The sequence below is a fragment of the Nonomuraea sp. NPDC049378 genome, assembly GCF_055586745.1.
In genome coordinates, this window is the sequence record NZ_JBVJHP010000016.1 from 253,480 (window position 1) to 275,244 (window position 21,765).

At 71.2% G+C, this 21,765-nt stretch carries 17 protein-coding genes; 9 read left to right on the forward strand and 8 right to left on the reverse strand.

Annotated features, from left to right (window positions below):
• Positions 1–173: 173 nt before the first annotated feature.
• The 3 genes from ACZ6SA_RS32710 (at position 174) to ACZ6SA_RS32720 (ending at position 10,678) form a co-directional block, all read left to right on the forward strand.
• Entirely contained in the window at positions 174–3,371 is a 3,198-nt protein-coding gene (locus ACZ6SA_RS32710) for a LamG-like jellyroll fold domain-containing protein (protein WP_465832537.1), read from the forward strand.
• Between the two features lie 213 nt (positions 3,372–3,584).
• Positions 3,585–9,683, forward strand: coding sequence for an RHS repeat-associated core domain-containing protein (locus ACZ6SA_RS32715; RefSeq protein ID WP_465832539.1), 6,099 nt, complete (start codon positions 3,585–3,587; stop codon positions 9,681–9,683).
• Positions 9,684–9,865: 182 nt separating this feature from the next.
• Positions 9,866–10,678, forward strand: a complete 813-nt coding sequence (locus tag ACZ6SA_RS32720) for an alpha/beta fold hydrolase (protein ID WP_347643811.1) — start codon at positions 9,866–9,868, stop codon at positions 10,676–10,678.
• Here the strand turns inward: ACZ6SA_RS32720 and ACZ6SA_RS32725 are convergent.
• From ACZ6SA_RS32725 to mce, 3 genes are all read right to left on the reverse strand, one after another.
• Positions 10,655–11,878, reverse strand: a complete 1,224-nt coding sequence (locus ACZ6SA_RS32725) for an AI-2E family transporter (RefSeq protein WP_465832542.1) — start codon at positions 11,876–11,878, stop codon at positions 10,655–10,657. The genes ACZ6SA_RS32720 and ACZ6SA_RS32725 overlap by 24 nt on opposite strands.
• A 139-nt stretch (positions 11,879–12,017) precedes the next feature.
• Positions 12,018–13,310: a DivIVA domain-containing protein gene (locus ACZ6SA_RS32730; protein ID WP_347643813.1), complete on the reverse strand. Its 1,293-nt coding sequence runs from the start codon at positions 13,308–13,310 to the stop codon at positions 12,018–12,020.
• Between the two features lie 195 nt (positions 13,311–13,505).
• Positions 13,506–13,928, reverse strand: a complete 423-nt coding sequence (gene mce, locus ACZ6SA_RS32735) for a methylmalonyl-CoA epimerase (RefSeq protein WP_347643814.1) — start codon at positions 13,926–13,928, stop codon at positions 13,506–13,508.
• An 86-nt stretch (positions 13,929–14,014) separates the two neighbouring features.
• Between mce and ACZ6SA_RS32740 the strand changes: the two genes are divergently transcribed.
• Together ACZ6SA_RS32740 and ACZ6SA_RS32745 are read left to right on the forward strand one after the other, a co-directional pair.
• A complete protein-coding gene (locus tag ACZ6SA_RS32740; protein WP_465832545.1) occupies positions 14,015–15,196 on the forward strand; it encodes an acetyl-CoA C-acetyltransferase in 1,182 nt (393 codons plus the stop codon).
• 46 nt (positions 15,197–15,242) lie between these two features.
• Positions 15,243–15,746, forward strand: a complete 504-nt coding sequence (locus tag ACZ6SA_RS32745; RefSeq protein WP_465832547.1) for an AAA family ATPase — start codon at positions 15,243–15,245, stop codon at positions 15,744–15,746.
• A 43-nt stretch (positions 15,747–15,789) separates the two neighbouring features.
• On the opposite strand, the gene ACZ6SA_RS32750 is transcribed toward ACZ6SA_RS32745, so the two are convergent.
• The 5 genes from ACZ6SA_RS32750 to ACZ6SA_RS32770 all read right to left on the reverse strand — a co-directional run bounded on the left by ACZ6SA_RS32750 (position 15,790) and on the right by ACZ6SA_RS32770 (position 19,109).
• Positions 15,790–16,182 carry a type II toxin-antitoxin system VapC family toxin gene (locus tag ACZ6SA_RS32750; RefSeq protein ID WP_347643817.1) on the reverse strand — a complete coding sequence of 131 codons (393 nt, stop codon included), beginning with the start codon at positions 16,180–16,182 and terminating at the stop codon, positions 15,790–15,792.
• Positions 16,179–16,445 carry a FitA-like ribbon-helix-helix domain-containing protein gene (locus tag ACZ6SA_RS32755; RefSeq protein WP_347643818.1) on the reverse strand — a complete coding sequence of 89 codons (267 nt, stop codon included), beginning with the start codon at positions 16,443–16,445 and terminating at the stop codon, positions 16,179–16,181. Before ACZ6SA_RS32755 ends, ACZ6SA_RS32750 begins: the two co-directional genes overlap by 4 nt.
• 191 nt (positions 16,446–16,636) lie before the next feature.
• Positions 16,637–16,789, reverse strand: a complete 153-nt coding sequence (locus tag ACZ6SA_RS32760) for a hypothetical protein (RefSeq protein WP_465832549.1) — start codon at positions 16,787–16,789, stop codon at positions 16,637–16,639.
• 141 nt (positions 16,790–16,930) lie between these two features.
• Positions 16,931–17,602, reverse strand: coding sequence for a DUF4230 domain-containing protein (locus ACZ6SA_RS32765; protein ID WP_347643820.1), 672 nt, complete (start codon positions 17,600–17,602; stop codon positions 16,931–16,933).
• 28 nt (positions 17,603–17,630) lie between these two features.
• A complete protein-coding gene (locus ACZ6SA_RS32770; protein ID WP_443153730.1) occupies positions 17,631–19,109 on the reverse strand; it encodes a hypothetical protein in 1,479 nt (492 codons plus the stop codon).
• A gap of 228 nt (positions 19,110–19,337) precedes the next feature.
• On the opposite strand from ACZ6SA_RS32770, the gene ACZ6SA_RS32775 reads away from it, so the two are divergent.
• The 4 genes from ACZ6SA_RS32775 to ACZ6SA_RS32790 form a co-directional block, all read left to right on the forward strand.
• Complete coding sequence (locus tag ACZ6SA_RS32775; RefSeq protein ID WP_347621794.1) at positions 19,338–19,889, forward strand: MarR family winged helix-turn-helix transcriptional regulator; 552 nt, start codon at positions 19,338–19,340, stop codon at positions 19,887–19,889.
• Entirely contained in the window at positions 19,873–20,823 is a 951-nt protein-coding gene (locus tag ACZ6SA_RS32780) for a tetratricopeptide repeat protein (protein WP_465832552.1), read from the forward strand. Before ACZ6SA_RS32775 ends, ACZ6SA_RS32780 begins: the two co-directional genes overlap by 17 nt.
• 9 nt (positions 20,824–20,832) lie before the next feature.
• Positions 20,833–21,462: a cytidylate kinase-like family protein gene (locus ACZ6SA_RS32785; protein ID WP_347643824.1), complete on the forward strand. Its 630-nt coding sequence runs from the start codon at positions 20,833–20,835 to the stop codon at positions 21,460–21,462.
• A gap of 55 nt (positions 21,463–21,517) precedes the next feature.
• On the forward strand, positions 21,518–21,765 hold a 248-nt coding region (locus ACZ6SA_RS32790), incomplete at its 3' end, for an ACT domain-containing protein (protein WP_465832554.1).

The window sequence follows — 21,765 nt, forward strand, 5'->3', positions numbered from 1 at the left end:
CCAAGTGAATTAACCGGGGTGAGAATCCGATCGTCAAGCGAAGATCGTGGAGACGCCGGGTGCTTGAGCCCCGCGCGTAACCCCTGCTCAGCGTGGGCGAGGAACGTATGCGGGCGATGCGTGGAGTGGCTGCGGCGGCGTTATCGGCGACGATCCTAGTGGTTCCGCAGCCGGTGTCCGCACAGGAACGATCGCAGCGGGTGGCCGGGCCGCCCGCGCACGTCCCGGCGGAGACCGAAGGGGCGGCGCTGGCGATGGCCCGGCGCGCGGGCAGGCCGGTCGAGGTCGGGTCGATGCGCAGCGAGACCCGCCAGGTGTTCGCCCAGCCCGACGGCAGGCTCACCATGGAGATGCACGTGCGGCCCGTACGCGTGCGCAAGGGGGATCGCTGGGTCCCCGTCGACACCACGCTCCGCCTGCGCCCCGACGGCGCGGTCGAGCCGGTCGCCACCGCGGTCGGCCTGACGTTCTCCGGCGGCGGCAACGGTCCGCTGGCCGCCATGTCGCGCGGGGGCAAGTCGATGCGGCTGGGGTGGACGGGCGCCTTGCCCAGGCCGGAGCTGAAGGGCGACACCGCCACCTACCCCGAGGTCATGCCGGGCGTGGACCTCCAGGTCACCGCGGACGTGGACGGCTTCTCGCACCTCCTGGTGGTCAAGTCGCGGGCCGCCGCGGCCGGGCTGACCGAGCTGGCGTTCCCGCTGTCCGTCTCCGGCCTGTCGGTGAAGGCGGACGGCGCGGGCAACCTGGAGGCCGTCGACGACAACGACGGCACGATCTTCGTCGCGCCCACCCCGAAGATGTGGGACTCCGAGGGCATGACGAGCCCGCAGGCGCTCAAGGAGGGCCGCTCGCCGGAGGCCAGGGAGACCACCATGGGCGTGCGGCTGGCGGACGGCCGGCTGCGGCTCAGGCCCGACAGGAAGATGCTGACGGACCCGGGGACCCGCTTCCCCGTCTACCTCGACCCGTACTTCTCGGCCGCCCGCAACGCCTGGACCGCCGTCTGGAGCAACTGGCCCAACTCGAACTACCTCAACTCCAGCGACGTCGCCAGGGTGGGCCACGTCAACTCGCAGAAGAACCGCTCGTTCTTCCAGATGAACACCGGCTCGGCCATCCACGGCAAGCAGATCGTCAAGGCCACGCTGCGCACGTACGAGACGTGGTCGTACTCGTGCGGCGCCCGCAAGGTGGAGGCCTGGGCGACCAACACCATCAGCAAGAGCACCACCTGGAACAAGCAGCCCGCATGGGTCACCAAGCTGGACACGAAGAACGTCGCCAAGGGCTGGGGACCGAGCTGCCTGCCCGGCGGGGTCGAGTTCGACGTCACCCCGCAGGTGGTCAACGCCGCCGCCAACCAGTGGTCCAACGTCACCATCGGCCTCCGCGCGACCAGCGAGACCGACCAGTACGCCTGGAAGAAGTTCAGGAACAACCCGAGCCTGGTCATCGAGTACAACTCGGTGCCCGCCGACCCCGTGGCCGCGGACCTGTGGTCGGACCCGGGCGGCGCCTGCGTCTCCGGCGACGGCAGGCCGGTCATCGGCACCGACACGCCCAAGCTGTGGGCCAAGCTGGCGGACGCCGACAACTCGGTCAGGGGCCGGTTCGAGTGGTACGACGCCGGCGGGGTCAAGTCGGGCGAGTACGTCACCCCGCTGGGTTCGTCGGGCGGCGCGTTCTCCGCGACCATCCCGAACAGCCTGTTCGCCGACGGCGCGATGATCCGCTGGCGGGTGCGCGCCGAGGACGGCACGGCCACCGGCGCGTGGAGCCCGTGGTGCGAGGCCACCGTGGACGCGACGGCCCCGGGCAGGGAACCGCAGGTCTCCTCGCCCGACTACACGGAGAACGGCTGGAGCGACGGCGTCGGCCTGCCCGGCACGTTCGCGTTCGCCCCCAACGGCGTCCCTGACGTCGCCGCCTACCTCTGGGGCCTCGACACGACACCCAAGGCGGAGGCCGTGCCCGGCGCGGACGGCACGGCCTCCATCGTGCTCACCCCGCGCCACAGCGGCCCCAACGTGCTGGCGGTGCGCAGCAGGGACCGCGCCGGCCACCTCGGTCCGATCCGCACCTACGTCTTCAACGTCAACACCGGCAAGCCGCCGAGCGGGCACTGGACGATGGACGACGGCGAGGGGAGCGTGGCGGCCGACGCCACCGGCGCTCACCCGGCGACGCTGCACGGGGCCACCTGGACGGCCGGCAGGACCGGGTCCGCGCTGGGGCTGGCCGGCGCGTACGCCCAGACGTCCGGCCCTGTCGTCGACACCAGCCGTGCCTTCACCGTCAGCGCCTGGGTCCGCCTGACCGGCACGGCCGCCTCCGCGACGGCCGTCACCCAGGAGGGCGGCAGGACGGGCGCGTTCGCGCTGCAGTACGCCAAGGCCGACGACCGCTGGGCGCTGAGCCTGCCGGGCGCGGACGCGGACGGCGCGCCGGTGGCCCGGGCCCTGTCGCAGGCGGCGCCCAGGATCGGCGAATGGACCCACCTGACCGGCGTCTACGACTCGGCGGCCGGCCAGATCTCGCTCTACGTGAACGGCCGGCTGGAGTCCACGGTCGCCGTCACACCACCATGGAACGCCACAGGCCCCCTGACGATCGGCCGCGGAAGGGTCGGCGGGGCGGCTTCGGACCACTGGCAAGGGGACGTCGACGAGGTGCGGGTGTACGCCCGCGCCATGTTCGCCGACGAGGTCGCCGATCTGGTCAACAGCGCTGCCACGCTGGTCGGCCACTGGAGGCTGGACGAGGAGTCCGGCTCGTCGGCTGCCGATTCCTCGGGCCGCGCGACCGCCGCGTCGTTGTCCGGAGCCGCCTCGTGGACGGGCGGGTGGCTGGACGGCGCGCTCGCGCTGGACGGCGTCGACGGGCACGCGCAGACGAGCGCGCCGGCCGTCAACACGAGGACGGGTTTCACCGTCGCCGCCTGGACCCAGCTCGACTACCTCCCCACCGGCGCCACCGCGGCCGTGGCCCAGACCGGCAGCCGCGCCGCCGGTTTCCAGCTCGGCTTCGACCAGGGGCGGTGGGCTCTCGGCATGGCCGCCGCCGACACCGACGCCGCCGCCCTCGTCAGCACCCGCTCCGACGCCGTTCCCGTCCCCCTGGAGTGGACGCACGTGGCCGGCGTCTACGACCCCCTGGCCGGAGAGCTGCGCATCTACGTCAACGGCCGCCTGTCCACGACCACCGTGACCGACCACATCAGCGCCTGGAACGCCACCGGCCCGTTGCACCTGGGCCGGACCAGGACCGCAGGCGTCCTCACCGGCTACTGGCCGGGTGCCCTCGACGACGTCCGCACGTACGACGGTGTGCTCAGCGCCGAGCAGATCGCTCAGTTGGCTGCCCAATAGTCCCCGACCCAGTAAGTCCCCCTAGCAGCACCTCACTGGGAGAGATCCATGGACCCGCAGAGCGAGTTAGACCTGCCCGAATCCCGCTGGAATCGTTTTCAGCCATCCCGGGAACCGGGCCACCCAGACATCGCAGACCCCTCCTGGAACAGGCTCGTCGAGCCCAAGCCGGAGCCCCGCTGGCCACGCCGGCTGGCCACAGTCCTCTCGATCGTGCTCGTCGTGCCCATGGCGTACGCCATGCCCGCCCACGCCGCGCCCCGCCAGGCCCCGTCCGTGCAGAAGGAGACGCCGGTCAAGGGCGAGAAGGTCCCGGTGATCCCGCCGATGGCGGACCCGGCGGACAAGCAGGCGTGGCAGGCGCCACCGGGCGTCTCCTGGCCCGAGCCGCGGACGGCCGAGCTCGGAGGCGCCGGAGCGAAGACCCGGGCGGCCGGATTCCCGGTACGGCTGGCCGCGCGGAAAGGCGTGACCGCGGCGGCCCCGGTGAAGGTCGAGATCCTCGAAGCCGAGGCCACCGGCAGGCTGGGCCTCGCACTGCGCGTCTCCCCCGGCGGAGGGGCCACGGCGAAGGCGGCCGAGGGCAAGACCCGCCTGGAGATCGACTACTCCGGCTTCCGCCACGCGTACGGCGGCGACTACGGCGCCCGGCTGCGGGTCGTCGAGCTGGCGGAGTGCGCCCTCGACGTCAAGGCCACCGGCTGTGCCCAGCCGCAGCCCGTCAAGAGCGTGAACGACGCCGAGGCGGGCACGCTGACCGCCGAGGTGGCGACGACCGGCCTGTACGCCGTGACCGCCGCCCCGTCGGGCCAGTCGGGCGACCACTCCGCCACCGGCCTGGCCCCCTCTGCCGACTGGAGCGTCGGCACCCAGTCGGGCGACTTCAGCTGGACGTACGAGCTGCGCACGCCTCCGGCGCTGGGCGGCGAGGAGCCGGAGGTGTCGCTCGTCTACTCCTCCCAGAGCGTGGACGGCCGCACCGCCTCCACCAACAACCAGCCGTCCTGGGCCGGTGAGGGCTTCGAGCTGAACCCCGCCGGCTACGTCGAGCGCCGTTTCAAGTCCTGCATGGTCGACGGCAAGAAGACCGGTGACCTGTGCTGGGACCAGGACAACGCCACCCTGTCGCTCGGCAACTCCTCCATGGAACTGGTCAAGGACGCCACGACGAAGCAGTGGCGGCCCAAGCGCGACGACGGCACCAGGATCGAGCAGCTCACGGGCGCGACCAACGGCGACAACGACGGCGAGTACTGGCGCGTCACCACCGCCGACGGCACGCAGTACACGTTCGGGCTGAACCGCCTGCCCGGCTGGGCCTCAGGCAAGCCGGAGACGAAGTCGGTGCAGACGGTGCCGGTGTTCGGCAACAACAAGGGTGAGCCCTGCTACTCCAGCACCCCGGCCAACGCCTGGTGCCGGCAGGCGTACCGGTGGAACCTGGACTCGGCGGTGGACCCCCACGGCAACGCCACCACCTACTGGTACGCCCAGGAGAGCAACTACTACGGCCGCAACATGAAGCCCGAACAGGGCACCCAGTACGTGCGCGGCGCCTACCTGACCCGCATCGACTACGGCTACCTGAAGGGCGAGCTGTTCACCAGGGCGCCCGCCGCCCGCGTGGTCTTCGACGTGGCCGAGCGCTGCCTGCCCGGCGGCACCGTCACCTGTGCCCCCGACCAGCTCAAGAAGGACACCGCCAAGCACTGGCCGGACGTGCCGTTCGACCAGATCTGCGACTCGGGGCAGAAGTGCACCGACCGCCTGGCGCCGACGTTCTTCAGCCGCAAGCGGTTGGCCAAGGTCACCACGCAGGTCCTCGACGGCGAAGGACAGTACGCGGCGGTGGACTCCTGGGCGCTGGACCACCAGTTCCCCGCCACCGGCGACGGCATGAGCCCGTCGTTGTGGCTGGCCTCGATCCAGCAGACCGGCCACGTGGGCGGCACGATCACCCTGCCGAAGACGACGTTCACCGGCGTTCAGCTGCCCAACCGGGTCGACGCGGACGAGGGCCGCGCCCCGCTGGTCAAGTGGCGCGTGCAGGCCGTCGACAACGAGTCCGGCGGCGAGCTGCGCGTCCACTACTCGGCCGCCGAGTGCGAGCCAGGCAAGCTGCCCGCCGCCGACAAGAACGACAAACGCTGCTACCCGCAGCGCTGGGCCCCGCCGGACGAGGCCCAGGTCACCGACTGGTTCCACAAGTACGTGGTGACGCAGACGGTCGAGGTGGACCGCGTCGCGGGCTCGCCGAGCGTGGTCACCGACTACGAGTATCTCGGCGGCGCCGGCTGGCGCTACGCCGACAACATCCTCGTCAAGCCCGAGCACCGCACGTGGGCGGACTACCGGGGGTTCGGCCGGGTGCGCGTGCGCCAGGGCGACGGCCAGGACACCGAGCGCACGCTCACGGAGTTCCGCTACTTCCGCGGGCTGCACGGTGACAAGCAGGCCGACGGCTCCAAGCGCAGCGCGCAGGTCGAGGACACCGAGGGCGTCAAGCTCGACGACCTCGACCAGCTGGCCGGTTTCGAGCGGGAGGAGATCCTGTACGACGGCGACGGCGGGCCCATCGTGACCTCGACCGTCGAGAAGCCGTGGTCGCTCAAGACCGCGGAGTCCACGCACGACGGCGTCACCAAGGCCGCGTACGTGGTCGAGCCGGAGTCCATGGTCACCCGCACCGCCCTGGGCGGCGGCACGTGGCGGCGGACCGGCGAGGAGCGCACGTACGACGCCAAGGGCCTGCTCACGCAGGTGGAGGAGAAGGGCGACCTGGCCGCCGCGGACGACGACCAGTGCACCCGCTACACCTACGCCCGCAACGACGCGGCCTGGATGCTCGACTACACCAGCAGGATCCAGAAGGTCGCGGCGAGCTGCGACACCGCCGTGTCCACGCTCTCCGCCGGAGAGGTGATCTCCGACGAGCGGGTGCAGTACGACGGCAAGGCCTTCGGCCAGGCCCCGAGCAAGGGCGACGTGACCCAGGTCCAGCAGCTCGTGTCCGGGGACGGCGCGACGATCACCGACCGCGTCCACACCTACGACGCCTACGGCCGCGAGACCAGCGAGACCGACGCGGCCGGCACCAGGTCCGTCACCACCTACGTCCCGGCCGCGGGCGCCCCGGCGACCGAGGTCAGGCAGGCCAACCAGCTCGGCCACGTCGAGCGCACCCTGCTCGAACCGGCGTGGGGCGAGCCCGTCGCCGAGATCGACGCCAACAACCGCCGCGTCGACATGGAGCACGACGCGCTCGGCCGCCTGGTCAAGGTCTGGCAGCCCGACCGCAGCAAGGCCGCCGGGCAGTCGCCCAGCACGGAGTACTCCTACCTGATGCGCAACGACGGCCCCAGCGTCGTCACCACGAAGACGTTGCGCGCCGACGGCGGCTACACCGCCAGCCACGAGCTGTACGACGGCCTGCTGCGCGAGCGGCAGACGCAGGAGCCCGCCCCCCGCGACGACCAGACGGACGACCCCGCGCTGCGCGAGGGGCGCACGATCACCGACACCTTCCACAACTCGCTCGGCGAGCAGTACAAGTCGAACACCGGCTACTTCGCCACCGGGACGCCCTCCACGGAGCTGCTGGCGGTGGCGGACGCCGACGTGCCGGCGCAGATCGTGTCGTCCTTCGACGGCTCGGGCGACGTGACCGCCCAGGTGCTGAAGGCGAAGGGCGTGGAGAAGCAGCGGGTGAGCGCCGAGCAGGAGGGCGACAGAATCCACGTGACCCCGCCGCCGGGCGGCACGGCGACCACCCGCATCGGCGACGCCGAGGACCGCCTGATCGAGCTGCGCCAGTACAAGGGCGCGACCCCGAAGGGCGACTACGAGTCCACCAGGTACACCTACGACCACGCGGGCCGGCTGGCCACGGTGACCGATCCCGCGGGCAACGTGTGGCGTCACCACTACGACATGCGCGGACGGGAGATCAGGACCGAGGACCCCGACAAGGGCGTCACCACGATGACGTACAACGACGCCGACGAGGTCGTCAGCACCACCGACGCCCGCGGCAGGACGCTCTGGTACGTCTACGACGAGCTGGGCCGCAAGAAGGAACTGCGCGACGGCTCGGCGACCGGCCCGCTGCTGGCCGAGTGGAAGTACGACGGCCTGGCCAAGGGCCACATGAACGCCACCATCCGCTACGCGGGCGGGCAGGCGTACAAGGCGGAGATCAACGCCATCGACGCCGACTACCGCACGCTGCGCCAGACGGTCACCATCCCCGAACGCGAGGGCAAGCTGGCCGGCGCGTACGTGCTCAACACCCGCTACACGCTCGACGACCAGGTGCAGTCGATCAGCTTCCCGTCCGCCGGCGGCCTGGCGGAGGAGTCGGTCGTCTACAGCTACGACGAGCTCGGACAGCCGGTCAGGCTCGCCGGCGCGTCGACGTACGTGAACACGACCCGCTACTCCAAGCTGGGCGAGACCCTGCAGTACGAGCTGGGCTCGGGAAGCAAGAAGACCTGGCTCACCTACACCCACGACGAGTCCACCCGCAGGCTGACGAGCATGCGGCTGGACCGGGAGGGCACTGCCGACACCGATCTCGACCTGCACTACTCCTACGACGCCGTCGGCAACATCACCAAGATCGCCGAGCGGGCGGGCGGCCAGGACACGCAGTGCTTCACCTACGACCACCTGCGCCGCATGACGTCGGCGTGGACGGCCACCGACGACTGCGCCTCCGGCTCCCCGCGGTCCGGCACGATCGGCGGCGCGGCCCCGTACGCGGTCAGTTACGCCTACGACGTCACCGGCAACCGCGTCAAGGAGACCAGGCACGCCTGGGGCGGCGCGCCCGAGACCGTGCGCACCTCCACCTACCCGAAGCCGGGCGAGCAGCGGCCGCACGCGCTGCTGAGCGCCGGATCCGACCTCTTCGAGTACGACGCGACAGGCAACACCACCAGGCGCAAGGTCGGAGCCTCCGACCAGACCCTCGTCTGGGACGCCGAGGGCAACCTGGAGTCGGTGACGGAGGCCGGCAGGACGACGTCGTTCGTCTACGACGCGGACGGCGAGCGGCTGATCCGCAGGACGCCGGCCGACGCCACGCTCTACGTCGACGACATGGAGCTGCGCTTCGACTTCGCCAAGGACGCCGTCGAGCAGACCCGCTACTACACCGTCAACGACCAGCCCATCGCGGTGCGCACGCCGGACGACCAGGTCTATTTCCTGGCCAACGACCATCAGGGCACCGCGCAGGCGGCCGTGAACGCCGGCAACGGCGAGCTGGCGATCCGCAGGCAGACGCCGTTCGGCGAGGACCGGGGCTCGCCACCGCCATGGTGGCCGGGCCAGCGCGCCTTCGTCGGCGGCACCAAGGATCCGACGACCGGGCTCATCCACCTCGGAGCCCGCGAGTACGACGCGCGCAACGGCCGCTTCCTGTCGGTCGACCCGGTCATCGACGATCTCGACCCGCAGCAGCTCAACGCCTACGCCTACGCCAACAACAGCCCGGTCACCATGAGCGACCCCGACGGCCAGCTGTTCTGGTTCGCGGCCGGCATCGCGGCCCGGATCGCGATCCGGTGGGCGGCCAGGCGGGCCGCCCAGGCGGCGGCCAGGCGGGCGGCGCTGGCCGCGGCCAGGCGGGCGGCGGCCAGGCGCGCGGCGATCGCGGCGGCCCGGCGCCGTGCCGCGGCGCTCGCCAGGAAGAAGGCCGCCGAGGCGGCCAGGAGGAGAGCGGCAGCCGCGGCGCGCAAGCGGGCGCTGGCGGCGGCCAGGAAACGAGCGGCCGCCAAGGCCAGGAAGGCACGGGAGGCGGCGGCGCGGCGCAGGGCCGCGGCTGCGGCACGGAGGAAGGCGAGGAAGGAGGCTCGCGAGGCGGCGGCCAGGCGGCGCGCCGCGGCGGCGGCCAGGGCGCGCAACCGGCGGGCAGGCAGGGTGCCGCGCGGCATCCAGCGGGCGCGGTCGCGCCCGGCGAGCCGGCCGACCAGCCACAGGTCGACGCAGCGGCAGTCGCCGCCGAAGGTGAACCGGCAGCCGGCCCAGCCACGGCCGAGCCACATCTGGCGCAACGACGGCACGAGGCAGCCGACCCAGTCCTACACCATCTACGGCAACGGCCGCATGTACCCCCAGGGCCGGCCGCCGTCGAACCTGGGCCGGGGCAGCGGCAGCGGCCAGGGTGAGAAGCAGCTGTTCAAGCCGGAGCGGATCGAGCCGGAGAGCACGCGGGCCGGCACCATCGCCGAGACCGGCGGACGGTTCACCCGCTGGATCGACAAGGGCGGCCTGGGAGACGCCCTGGACATCCTCTTCGGCGGCTTCTGACGGGTGGTCCGGTGCGAGGGCGCGTCCCCTGCTCAGGGGGCGGGCCCTCGCTTCTGCCGCGGTGCGGGTCGACCCGCGCGCTGCCTGACCGCGACGCGCGGGGCCTCCGGCCGCGACCTGCAGCCGGGAGGAGTTCAGGACATGGAGTGATTGTCGCCGTGAACCGGGTTACCGTGGGGCCTGTGCAGCTCTATAAGAGATCGGCCGGGACGGGGATCCCGGTTGTGCTGCTCCACGCGTTCCCCCTGTCGTCGGCCATGTGGCTGGCGCAGCGGGAGGGGCTGGCCACAGCCTGCCGGGTCATCACACCTGACCTGCGGGGCTTCGGCGGTTCGCGGCTGGGCGACGACGAGCCGTCACTCGACCTGATGGCCGACGACGTCGCCAGGCTGCTCGACGATGAGGGCATCGACAGGGCGGTGGTCGGCGGGTTGTCCATGGGCGGCTACGTGACCATGGCCTTCTGCCGCCGGCATCCCGACCGGGTGCTCGGCGTGATCCTGGCCGACACGAAGGCGGGCGAGGACCCGCCCGCGGCCAGGGACAACAGGGAGCGCATCGCCAGGGCCGTCCTGTCGGAAGGCAGCGAGGTGCTGGTCAGCGAGGTGCTTCCGGCGCTCATCGGGCCGACCACGAAGGAGCGGCGGGCCATGGTGTTCGGACGGGTCAAGGGGCTGGTGCAGTCGGCTCCGCCGGGCGCCGTCGCCTGGGCGCAGCGGGCGATGGCCGCGCGGGCCGGCTCGTTCGAGACGCTGCGGGCGCTGAAGGTGCCGCTGCTCGTCGTGGTGGGGGAGGAGGACGAGCTGTCACCGCCCGCCGACGCCGAGGAGATGGTACGCGCCGTGCCCGAAGGGCGGCTGGAGGTCATCCCGAAGGCCGGCCACCTGAGCGCGGTCGAGCAGCCTGAGGCGTTCAACGCCGCGGTGACCGAGTTCCTCAGGTCGGAGCTCGGCGGGGTGGGAGCCCGGGGCTCAGGCCCTGGCCTGGCGGGGTAGCACGACCTCACGGATGATCAGCGAGATCGCCGCCGCGACCGGGATGGCCAGCAGCGCGCCGACGATGCCGAGCAGCGCGCCCCCGAACAGCGCGGCGATCACCGTCACGGCCGGCGTCACGTCCACCGAGCGTTTCATCACCTTGGGATAGATGAAGTAGTTCTCGACCTGCTGGTAGAGCACGAAGAAGATCGCGCAGGCGATCCCCGCGGGCAGCGACTGCAGCAGCGCGACAAGGCTCACGAACACCGCGCCGATCGTGGCGCCCACCAGCGGCACGAGGTCCAGCAACGCCACGACCAGAGCGAGCGCGAGCGCGTAGCGCACGTCCACGATCGACAGGAAGATCCAGGCCACCACGCCCGCGATGACCGAGATCAGCACGTTGCCCGCCACGTAACCGCCGATGCCGGTGAGGATCTCCTCGCTGATCGCGCTCGTGCGCTCCCTGCGCGAGGCGGGCACCAGCTTGAGCAGGTAGTCCTTGATCGTGTGCAGCGAGCCGAGGAAGTAGAGCATGAGCACCAGCAGCGTCACCGTGGTGAACACGCCGTTCAGCACCACCAGGCCCGCCCCCATGATCCCGGTGGCCAGCGACGGCCCCAGCGTGCTCGTCACGAACGTGCGCAGCTGCGGCAGGACCTGATAGTCGGCGTCGATCTGGCGCAGCGTCGGATGGTTGCTCAGCTCCGTGATGTAGCCCGGCACCGCCTCGATGAACTCCGACAGCTGCTTGCTCACCGGCGGCACCACGGCCAGGCCGAACAGCACGAACGCCACGATCACCCCGGTGAAGACGATCGAGATCGCCGCGCGCCTGGCCAGCCCCCAGCGCTGCAGGGCCTCCACGGCCGGGTTGAGCCCGACGGCCAGGAACATCGCCACCACGACCAGGATGATCGTGCTCAGCGAGTTGACGACCATCTGGGCGATCGCGATCGCCGTCAGCACCCCCAGCCCGCCGACCAGCCCGAACAGGAACGGCCCCCGGGCCAGCGGCTTGCCGGGCAGCCCGTACGGCTGGGCGCCCGCCTCGCCGCCCCCACCCGCGGCCCGCTCCCCGGTCGCGGCCTCTAGTCCGCCGTTCTCAGGTCGTTCTCCGGCCGGGGCCACGGTGCTGCCGCCCTCAGGCCGTTCCTCGGGTGCGGCCACGAGCCCGGCGGCGGGCTCGGCGTTGGCGGGCTCGGCATCTGTGGACATGGGAACTCCATGGGGGATCGTCGACGTGCCACGCCGAGCCCGCACGGGAGCATGTCGGCCCGGCAACAAAGAGAGAGCCTAGCGACGATCAGGTCGCCAGGCTCTCTCAGCCGTCACTCAGCCCCCGTGCGAACTTCGGCTATTCCTGCCACCACTCCGCGTCGTCCTCCGCCTTGGCCTGAGCCTTGGCGGCGGGCGCCGGCTCCGCGGGCGAGGCCTCGACCACGGGCGCGGCGATCGCCGGCTTGGCCGGGGCGGCCGCGACCGCGACCTCCGGCGACTCCTGACCCGGCAGAGCGGCGCCGCCGAGCAGCTGGCGCAGCTGGGCCAGGTGGCTGGTGATGCTGTCACGCTGGCGGGTCAGCTCGTCGACCTGGCGCTGCATCGCCGTGCGGGTGCGCTCGGCTTCGTTCTTCGCCTCGGTGACGATCGTCTCGGCGCTCGACTTGGCGTCGGAAACGATGGTCTCGGCGCTCTTGCGGGCGTTGGCGACGAGCTGCTTGGCGTGCAGGTCGGCCTCGCGGCGGGTCTGGTCGGCCTGCTGGGTCGCCTTCGTGGCCCTCGACTCGGCCGTGGCGGCGCGCTGTTCGGCCTCGGCGACCAGCTTCTGCGTGGCGGCCTGGGCGGAGGCGTGGCGCTCGGCCTCCTGGCGCTCGGCGTCCTCGCGGCGGGCGGCGAGCTGGATCTCGAACTCGGCCTCGTCCTGGGCGCGCTTGGCCTCCGACTCCTCCAGCACCCGCTGGGCCTGCGCGCGCATCTCGTCGGCCTGCCGCTTGGCGGTGGTCAGCACCTCGTCGCGCTCGCGCTTGGTCGAGGCCCGCAGCTGGGCGACCTCGCGCTCGGTGGTGGTGCGGAGCTTGGCGATCTCGCGCTCGGCGTCGGCCCGCTTCTCCGCCACCTCGTGGTCGGCCGTGGCACGCAGCTTGGCGGCCTCGCGCTCGGTGGTGTTGGTCAGCTCGTCGGCCTCGCGGCGCGCCGTCGAGCGGATCTCCTCGGCATCCCGCTCAGCGGAGGTGCGCATCTCGTCGGACTCGCGCGTGGCCTGGGCCCGCTTCTCGGCCGCCTCGGCCTCCGCGGCGGCCCGCAGGTCGGCGGCCTCGACCTTGGCGGCGGCCTTGATCTCGTTGGCCTCGGACCTGGCGGCCTGCACGAGCTCGGTGGCCTGCTCCTCGGCCAGGCGGAGCAACTGCTCGATGCGGGCGCCGAGTCCGGAGTAGGTGGGGCGCTCCTGCTCCTGCAGCTGGCGCTGGGAGTCGGACAGATCGCGCTGCAGGCCGGCGACCTGCTCACGCGCCTGGCGTAGCTCTCCGTCGAGCTGCTTCAAGTGATCATGGACCTGATGCCGGTCGTAACCACGGAGCACCACGTCGAACTCGCGCGCTGGGGCGTCCTCGAAAAAGTTGTTGAGCTGGGCGTCGATGTCGGACTGCATGGAGGCTCGATCCTGGGTTGTCGAGACGGCTACACGGGCCGGACGGGGGGTTCGGGGCATCCGATCCAAGGAGCCTGTGCCTCGCGGCAGGCTCCATGTCCGGTGGAAGGTCAAGCGTACTCCGCTGGTGCCACCTGCGAAGCCCCGTCCAACTTTCTGCGTGACTAGTTACATATGCGCGTTATATGGCTTTTTCTAGCGTCTGGCCGCCTGGACCAACTCGGTCAGCATTCCCCCCACGTCTTTGGGATGCAGGAACGCGATCTGTGAGTCCATCGACCCGTGTCTGGGACGCTCGTCCAGGAGCCTCACTCCTCTCTCGTTGATCTTACCCATGGCGTCCGCCACATCTCGTACGCCGAATGCCACGTGATGGACGCCCTCGCCACGCTTGGTGAGGAATTTTCCCACAGGGGAGTCCTCGGAGAGAGGCTCCAGGAGCTGAATGTAGGAGCCCCCGCCTTCGCCGTCGGAGATGTGCAACATGGCCTCCTTGACACCTTGCTCCTCGTTGACCTCCCGGGCAACTACTGTCAGGTCGAACGTGTCAGAAAAGAGACGAATCTTCTCTTCGAGGTCCCGGCACGCGATACCGATGTGGTCGATCCGCAGGAACATATGTGGCCCACCTCCATAGCGAACGGTCACCTACTCGTGGGTATGGTGTCAAAGAACCAGATGGCGAGCACAGGAGGCCCGTGTCCATGTCCAGTTCCGTCATCGTCGCCGGAGCTCGCACCCCGATCGGCAAGCTGCTCGGCGCCCTGTCCGGACTGACCGCCGTCGACCTGGGAGGCATCGCCATCAAGGCGGCCCTCGAGCGGGCCGGCGTGGCGCCCGAATCCGTCGAGTACGTCATCATGGGCCAGGTCCTCCAGGCCGGCGCGGGCCAGATCCCCTCCCGCCAGGCCGCCGTCAAGGCAGGCATCCCGATGACCGTCCCCTCGGTCACCGTCAACAAGGTCTGCCTGTCGGGCCTCGACGCCATCGCCCTGGCCGACCAGCTCATCCGGGCAGGCGAGTTCGACATCGTGGTGGCCGGCGGCATGGAGTCGATGACCAACGCCCCCCACCTGCTGCCCGGCCTGCGCAAGGGCGTCAAGTACGGCGGGGCCGACGTGGTCGACTCGATGGCCCACGACGGCCTGTTCTGCGCGTTCGACCAGTGCGCGATGGGCGAGTCCACCGAGCGCCACAACACCAGGCTGGGCATCGGCCGCGAGGAGCAGGACGCCCTGTCGGCCCGCTCCCACCAGCTGGCCGCCGCCGCCATCAAGAACGGCGTCTTCGAGGACGAGATCGTCCCGGTGCCGATCCCGCAGCGGCGCGGCGAGCCGGTCGTCGTCAAGGAGGACGAGGGCGTACGCGGCGACACGACGGTGGAGACGCTGGCCAAGCTGCGCCCGTCCTTCGCCGCCGACGGCACCATCACCGCCGGCTCCGCCTCCCAGATCTCCGACGGCGCCTGCGCCGTGGTGGTCATGTCGAAGTCCAAAGCCGAGGAGCTGGGCCTGCCGTGGCTGGCCGAGATCGGCAGGCACGGCAACGTGGCGGGCCCCGACGCCTCGCTCCAGTCCCAGCCCGCCAACGCCATCAAGCACGCCATGGCCAAGCAGGGCGTGTCGGCGGGCGACCTGGACCTGGTGGAGATCAACGAGGCCTTCGCCAGCGTGGTGCTCCAGTCGGCGCAGGAGCTGGGCGTCCCGCTGGACAAGGTGAACGTCAACGGCGGCGGCATCGCCCTGGGCCATCCGATCGGGGCGTCGGGCGCCCGGATCGTGCTCACGCTGGCGTACGAGCTGAAGCGGCGGGGCGGCGGCCTGGGAGCGGCGGGCCTGTGCGGCGGTGGCGGCCAGGGCGACGCGCTGCTCATCCGCGTCCCCTGAGCCCGCGTCACGCCGGACCCGCGGACGCCGGGCGTAGCCTCGAACCATGTCGAAGGTGCTGATCACCGGGATGTCGGGCACGGGCAAGTCGTCCGCGCTGCAGGCGCTGGCATCGCGCGGGCACCGGACCGTCGACACCGATACGGACGAGTGGAGCCGGTGGGTGAGGCTGCCCGACGGCTCGCGCGACTGGGTGTGGCGCGAGGATGCCATCGGCCACCTGCTCGCGGGTCATGGCGAGGGCGCTCTGTTCGTGGCCGGCTGCCGCAGCAACCAGGGCCGGTTCTACCCGCGCCCCGATCTCGGCGCCGATCGGGGCCGGTTCGACCAGGTCGTGCTGCTGAGCGCTCCCGCCGAGGTGATGCTCGCCCGGATCCGGGCGCGGACCGGCAATCCCTACGGCAAGCGCCCGGAGGAGTGGGCCGCGATCATGAACGACCTGGAGACCGTCGAGCCGCTGCTCAGGGCGACCGCGACCGCCGAGATCGACGCCACCGCACCGCTCGGCCAGGTCGTACGGCGGCTGGAGGAGCTCCTCACACCCCCGTAGGAGGCCGGCGCGCCAGCCCGGGTCAGCACGCACCCGCCGGGCGTCAAATGACGTGGACGGGACAGCGGACCCCCGCGGCGACGGCCAATCGGCGGTCTCCCGTGACAAGCACGCACTCCGCGGCCTCCGCCACGGCGACGAACGCGGCGTCGTAAGCCGTAAGATTGGCGCGCAGCTGCCACATCCGTGGCAGGTGCGGACGCACATCGACCAGGTCGAGCTCGGCGTCACCCAGCGCGGACAACGCCTTTTCCGCGCGTTCCTGGCTGATCTTGCCACCAAGAAGCAGACCGCGAATGCCGGAGACGACTTCCGTGACCATGTGGTGAGGCGCGGCCCAATGAGGGTCGTTCATCATGAGCTTACGTGCGGCGCGTCCCTTGTCGTCGTCGCGTGTCAGCGCATCGATAACGACGGAAGCGTCGAGGACGATCATTGCGCGCTGCTGCCGTCGGAGAGGCGGACTTCGCGCTCGGCGCGCATTTCGCGGACCATGTCCGCGGTGTCCTCGTCGCCGCTGTAGCCATCCGCGCGGTTCTCGAACGCATTGATCAGATCAACGTTCCTGGTGCGACGAGCATCCTCCTCGACCAGCTTGAGGAGGTAAGACTGGAGACTCTTGCCCTGGGCGCGTGCCCGCGCAGCCAGGGCATCCCGCACCGGCTCGGGGACGTCACGGATCTGGAGTGCGACACTCATGCATGCATTATACATGCATTGCTGTCCGGCCGGCCCCGGACAGCGCGATGCCCCGGTCCGACCAGGAATTGGACCGGGGCCCCGTAACGCACTGCTCAGGCCCTCACCAGGAATTCAGGGCCCGAGCGCCCCTCAAGGGGGCTGTTCAGCCCGGCCGCGAGGGAGGTTGCGGCCGGGCTGCTTGTGGGCGGTCATGAGGCCAGGAACCTGGCGACGAGCGAGCGGTGGCGGCTCTCACCGCGCGAGCCCCTGCGCGCCTCCATGACCCGCCGCTGCTCGGCGGCGGCGCGGCGCAGCTCCGACGCGCGGTGCTGCATCACGGTGTATTCGAGTTCGGCGTTCATCCGAGTGCTCCTCTGCTCTGTTGCCTGCACTCTCAAGACTCGTCCTAAGGCCCTCCCCGCCACATCGGGCGGATGCCTTATCTCTGGACGCGGGCAGGTACTTAAGCGGGGGCACGGGCGGCTAAGGCCGCTGAGGCGCGGCTAGGGCTCGCCGGTGAACTCGACCGTCACCTTCGTGAACCCGAGCGACTTGAGCATGCCCGACAACATCGCCCTGGTGTTGGCGTCGGCCCTGGCGCGCAGGTCACTGGCCACCGCCGCTTCCGTGATCTTCTTCTCGGCCAGCAGGTACAGCTCCCGCTGGTCACCCGGCGAGCCCGACAGGAAGTCCTGCACCCGGTCGAACAGCCCCCGCTGGTGCGCGAACACGTAAGAGCGGCTGTTGTCCAGGTTGGGCTTCTCGAGCTGGGCGTGCGGCAGGCGGATGGTCGCCTCCGTGCGGTCCGGCGAGACGGTGACCGCGTTGGTGCCCATGGCGGAGAAGTCGACGTACGCGTCCACGCCGCCCGCCCCGACGAACAACGTCCGCGTGCCCTTGACGGCGTCGGGCAGGAAGTTGGCGTCCTTCTCCAGGTCGACGACCACCTGGAAGGTGCCGGTCGCCGCCTCGAAGCGGCTCATGTCCTTGATCGACTGCAGCAGCGCCGGCTGGCTGCGGTCGATGGTCCGCCCGCCGAACGGGTCGAGCCAGGACCAGGCCAGGCGGCCGCCCACCACGAGCAGGACCGCCAGGACCAGGAACGCCGCGAGATATCGCCACCTGCGGCGCCGCCCTGGCGTCACCTCGGGCGGCGTCGTACGGGAAGTCGTCATGGGAGCATGACTACCCTCCTGGCGATCATCATCGCCAGCCGAGCGGTGACATCTCCGGTCCCTTCGCGGCAGCGGACCTGTCCGCGGCCGCGACCGCCGGCGCCGCCGTGCCCCCGCCGACCGGCGAGGACGTCCCCGGCCCACGTCCGAACGGCGGCGAGCTCGTACCGGGGGCCGAGGTCGACGCCGGGGTGCCGCCGGTGTCGGGGTAGACGGGATAGACGTGGCTCGACGAGGGCGTGGGGCGTACGGGTGAGGGCGCCACCTGGGCGTGGGCGGGCCCGCCGCCGAAGTGGGTGCCGGCCAGCCGGCAGCTCTGGAAGTCGCTGTAGAACATCCGCAACCACTCCCTGCGCTGGTGCTCGCTCAGCCCCGAGAACCACGACGCGGCGTACTGGTGCTCGGGCAGCGGCCCTCCGGGCAGCGGCTCGCCGCGCAGCCAGGCCATCACGATCTCCCGGTAGCCGTCGGCGACCGTGCCGGGGCAGCGGGCGGCCAGCGACTCGATGTACTCGTACGCCGCCTCCTCCGCGAACCCGGCGGAAAGGTCGGGCACGTGGATCGGCGCGAGCCCGTTCGACGGTTTCAGCTCGTCGTCGAGCGGCCGCTGCTCCACCCGCGTGAACGCGGCCGGCGTGCCCGCCAGCCTGGAGGCGATCTGCGTGAACGACGCCCCCAGCTCGGTCAGCCCCGCCTGCATGCCCGGATGCACGCACACCGTGATCGGCCACTCCTGGCAGCTGTAGGCGATCTCCTCGGCGGCGGCCGGCTTGGAGTGGGTCAGGACGCGGGACACGCCCATGCCCGCGGCCAGCACGGCCAGCAGCGCGCACGCCAGCACCAGCGCCTGCCTGGTCACCAGCGCCGCCCAGCCGAGCAGCAGCGCCGCCGTCAGGCCGAGCAGCCAGATCGTCTGGTCGAAGAACGCCGCCCCGCTCAGCCCCTGGAACAGGTCGTACGGCTCACCGGTGCCCGGCGCCAGCTTGTCGGCCCACCCGCGGTCGTCGGCCAGCCATGAGAACACCCCGTAGCAGGCCAGCCCGGCGACCGGCGGCGTGAACGGGTGCGGCAGCACCCAGCCGGCCACCCACCCGATCACCGAGTAGAGGGCCAGGCCCGCCATGCCCATGCCCAGGCCCGCCAGGCTCAGCCGGCCCGCCTGGTCGGTCAGCACCGTCTTGACTGCCAGGACCAGCACCGTCGCCCCGAACGACCCCAGCACCACCACCACGATCGCCAGCGGGGCCTTGAGCGCCCGCCACGTCGTGAGCGAGCGCCCGCGCAGCGCCTTGCGCTTGCGCAGCGCCACCCACGCGGCGAAGGCCGCGGCGACCGGCCCGGTCAACCGCAGCGAGCCGATGACCGCTGCCACGATGTTCTCCCAGGCGTCGACGCCGGGTATCAGGACGTTCCACGCCGCGACCAGGCCGACAGCGAGCAGCACGGCCACAGTGACGGCCGCGCTCTGCTTCAGCTCCTCCCGTGAAACGCCCCCGTGCTCACGCACCCGTTTTCCCGTTGAAGTTCATCAAGCACCCCCCGTGCCCCTCGGCAAGGCGGAAGCGATCAGTCCGGCCGGTCCCCACAGGCTGATGGACTTGGCTTCCGCGTCACCATTCGTAGGAGAACCATAACTGAGCGTGATGATTGATGTCCGGACTCTTGGCCAAGCGGAGAGGCCTGTCGCTGTGAGTAGCCAGACGAACCGGGACGACCAGCGCGCTACCGTATCGCTGTGACGCAGCCGAAGCCGCTCAACCTGCCGTTCGACCCGATCGACCGCGCCGCGGAGAGCTGGCGCGCGCACTTCGGCCCGTCCGCGGCCATGGCCGCGGTGACGTCGATCATGCGAGCGCACCAGATCCTGCTGTCGCAGCTCGACGCGCTGCTCAAGCCCTACGGCCTGACCTTCGCGCGGTATGAGGCGCTGGTGTTGCTGACGTTCAGCAGGGCGGGAGCGCTGCCCTTGTCAAAGATCGGGGAAAGGTTGATGGTCCACCCCACCAGCGTCACGAACACGGTGGACAGGCTGGAGAAGTCCGGGTTCGTCCGGCGGTTGCCCAATCCACGCGACGGGCGCGGCGTGCTCGCCGAGATCACCGAGTCCGGGCGCGACGTCGTACGCCGTGCCACGGGTGACCTGATGGCCGCCGAGTTCGGCCTGTCGATGTACGCCGAGGACGAACTCCAGGAGATGTTCGACCAGTTGCGCACCCTCCGGGTGGCGGCTGGTGACTTCGCGGGGTCGTCGATGCGGCAAGATGAAGAGCATGGCGGACTTCTCTAAACCCGGGTCGCTCTACGGAGCTGTGGACCTGGGCGCGCGCAAGCAGGCACTGGAGGCGCAGGCCCGGCGGGAGGCCGCAGGTCCCCAGGCGGCCACTGCCTCGGTCGTCGACGTGACCGAGGAGACGTTCACGAGCGACGTCATCGACAAGTCCATGACGGTGCCCGTCGTGCTCGACCTCTGGTCGCCGAGGGCGCCGGGCAGCGCCCAGCTCAGCCCGGTGCTGGAGAAGGTGGTCGGCGACCTCGGCGGCAAGGCCGTGCTGGCCAAGGTCAACGTCGACGCCAGCCCGCAGATCGCGCAGGCGCTGCGGGTCCAGGCCGTGCCGACCGTGCTGGCGATCTTCCAGGGCCAGGCGGTGACCGGTTTCCAGCAGGTGCTGCCCGAGCAGGAGGTGCGCCGCTGGCTCGACGAGTTGATGGGCGCGGTCGAGCAGTTCTACCAGGCCAACCCCGGTGCCAGGCCCCCGGAGGCCGGCGAGGCCGGCCAGCCCGGTGAGCAGGAGGCGCCGTCGGGGCCGCCCGCCGATCCCGACATGATGGCGGCCGAGCAGGCGATCGACCGTGGTGACTTCGACGCGGCCATGCAGGCCTACCAGCGGCTGCTGGCCCGCGAGCCGGGCAACGAGGACGCGAAGATGGGGCTGGCCGGGGTGGGCCTGCTCAAGCGCACGTCCGAGGCCGACCCCGCCGACGTCCAGCGCCGCGCGCAGGACCCCGCCGACCTGGACGCGCAGCTGCTCGCGGCCGACCTCGAGATGATGTCGGGCGCGGTCGACCAGGCGTTCGAGCGCATCATCGCCGTGGTCAAGCGCACCTCGGGCGACGAGCGCGACAAGGCCAGGCGGCACCTGCTCGGGTTGTTCGAGGCTTTGCCCGCCGAAGACCCATCCTTGGCCAAGGCCCGTAGAGCGTTGGCGAGCGCCCTGTTTTAACCTGAATTCATGCGGGTCGTCACCATATCGGCGACATACGGCACGGCCGGCAGCCAGATCGGCCCGGCCGTGGCCGAGCGCCTCGGCGTGCCCTTCGTCGACCGCGCGATCCCCAGTGCCGTCGCCGAGGAGCTGGGCTGCACGCTGGAGGAGGCGCTGGCCCACGACGACCGGGCCGAGCACGGCATCGGCCGGCTCTTCTCCGGGGCGATGCGGCTGCCCACGGTGACGTTCGGCGGCGTCGACATGTACGTCCCCGGCGCGATGCCGCTCGCGCCCGAGGAGTTCGTCAACCGCACCGAGCGCATGCTGAAAGACACCGCGCGCCTCCAGGGCGGCGTGTTCCTCGGCAGGGCGGGGGCGCTGGTGCTGGCCGACCATCCCGGCGCGCTGCACGTCCGGCTCGACGCCCCCGTCGCCCGGCGGGTGCGGCAGACCGCCACGCTGGGGCAGCTGGGCGAGCGCGAGGCCCGGCAGATCATCGAGGACAACGACCGGGCGCGCAGCGCCTACGTGCGCCACTTCTACCGCACCGACCCGGCCGACGCCTGCCTCTATCACCTGGTGATCGACAGCACCACGATCCCCGTGCCCACCTGTGCCGACCTGATCGTCATGGCCGCCGAGGCGCGGGATTGACCGAATGACCTCTAACATGGATGCATTCTTGGTCAGTCCCGAAGGAGCGATTGACGTGGCGACCGTCCCCAGTGTGTCGTACTCCATCACCGTGCGCCTCGAGGTGCCCGCAGGCGGCAAGGCCGTGAGCCTGCTCACGCACGCCGTAGAGTCGGCAGGGGGTGTCGTGACCGCCCTCGACGTCACCAACGCGGGGCACGAGAAGCTGCGCATCGACGTGACCTGCGCCGCCAGGGACACCGACCACGCCCAGGCCATCGTCGACCAGCTCGAGGCGGTCGAGGGCGTCGTCATCCACAAGGT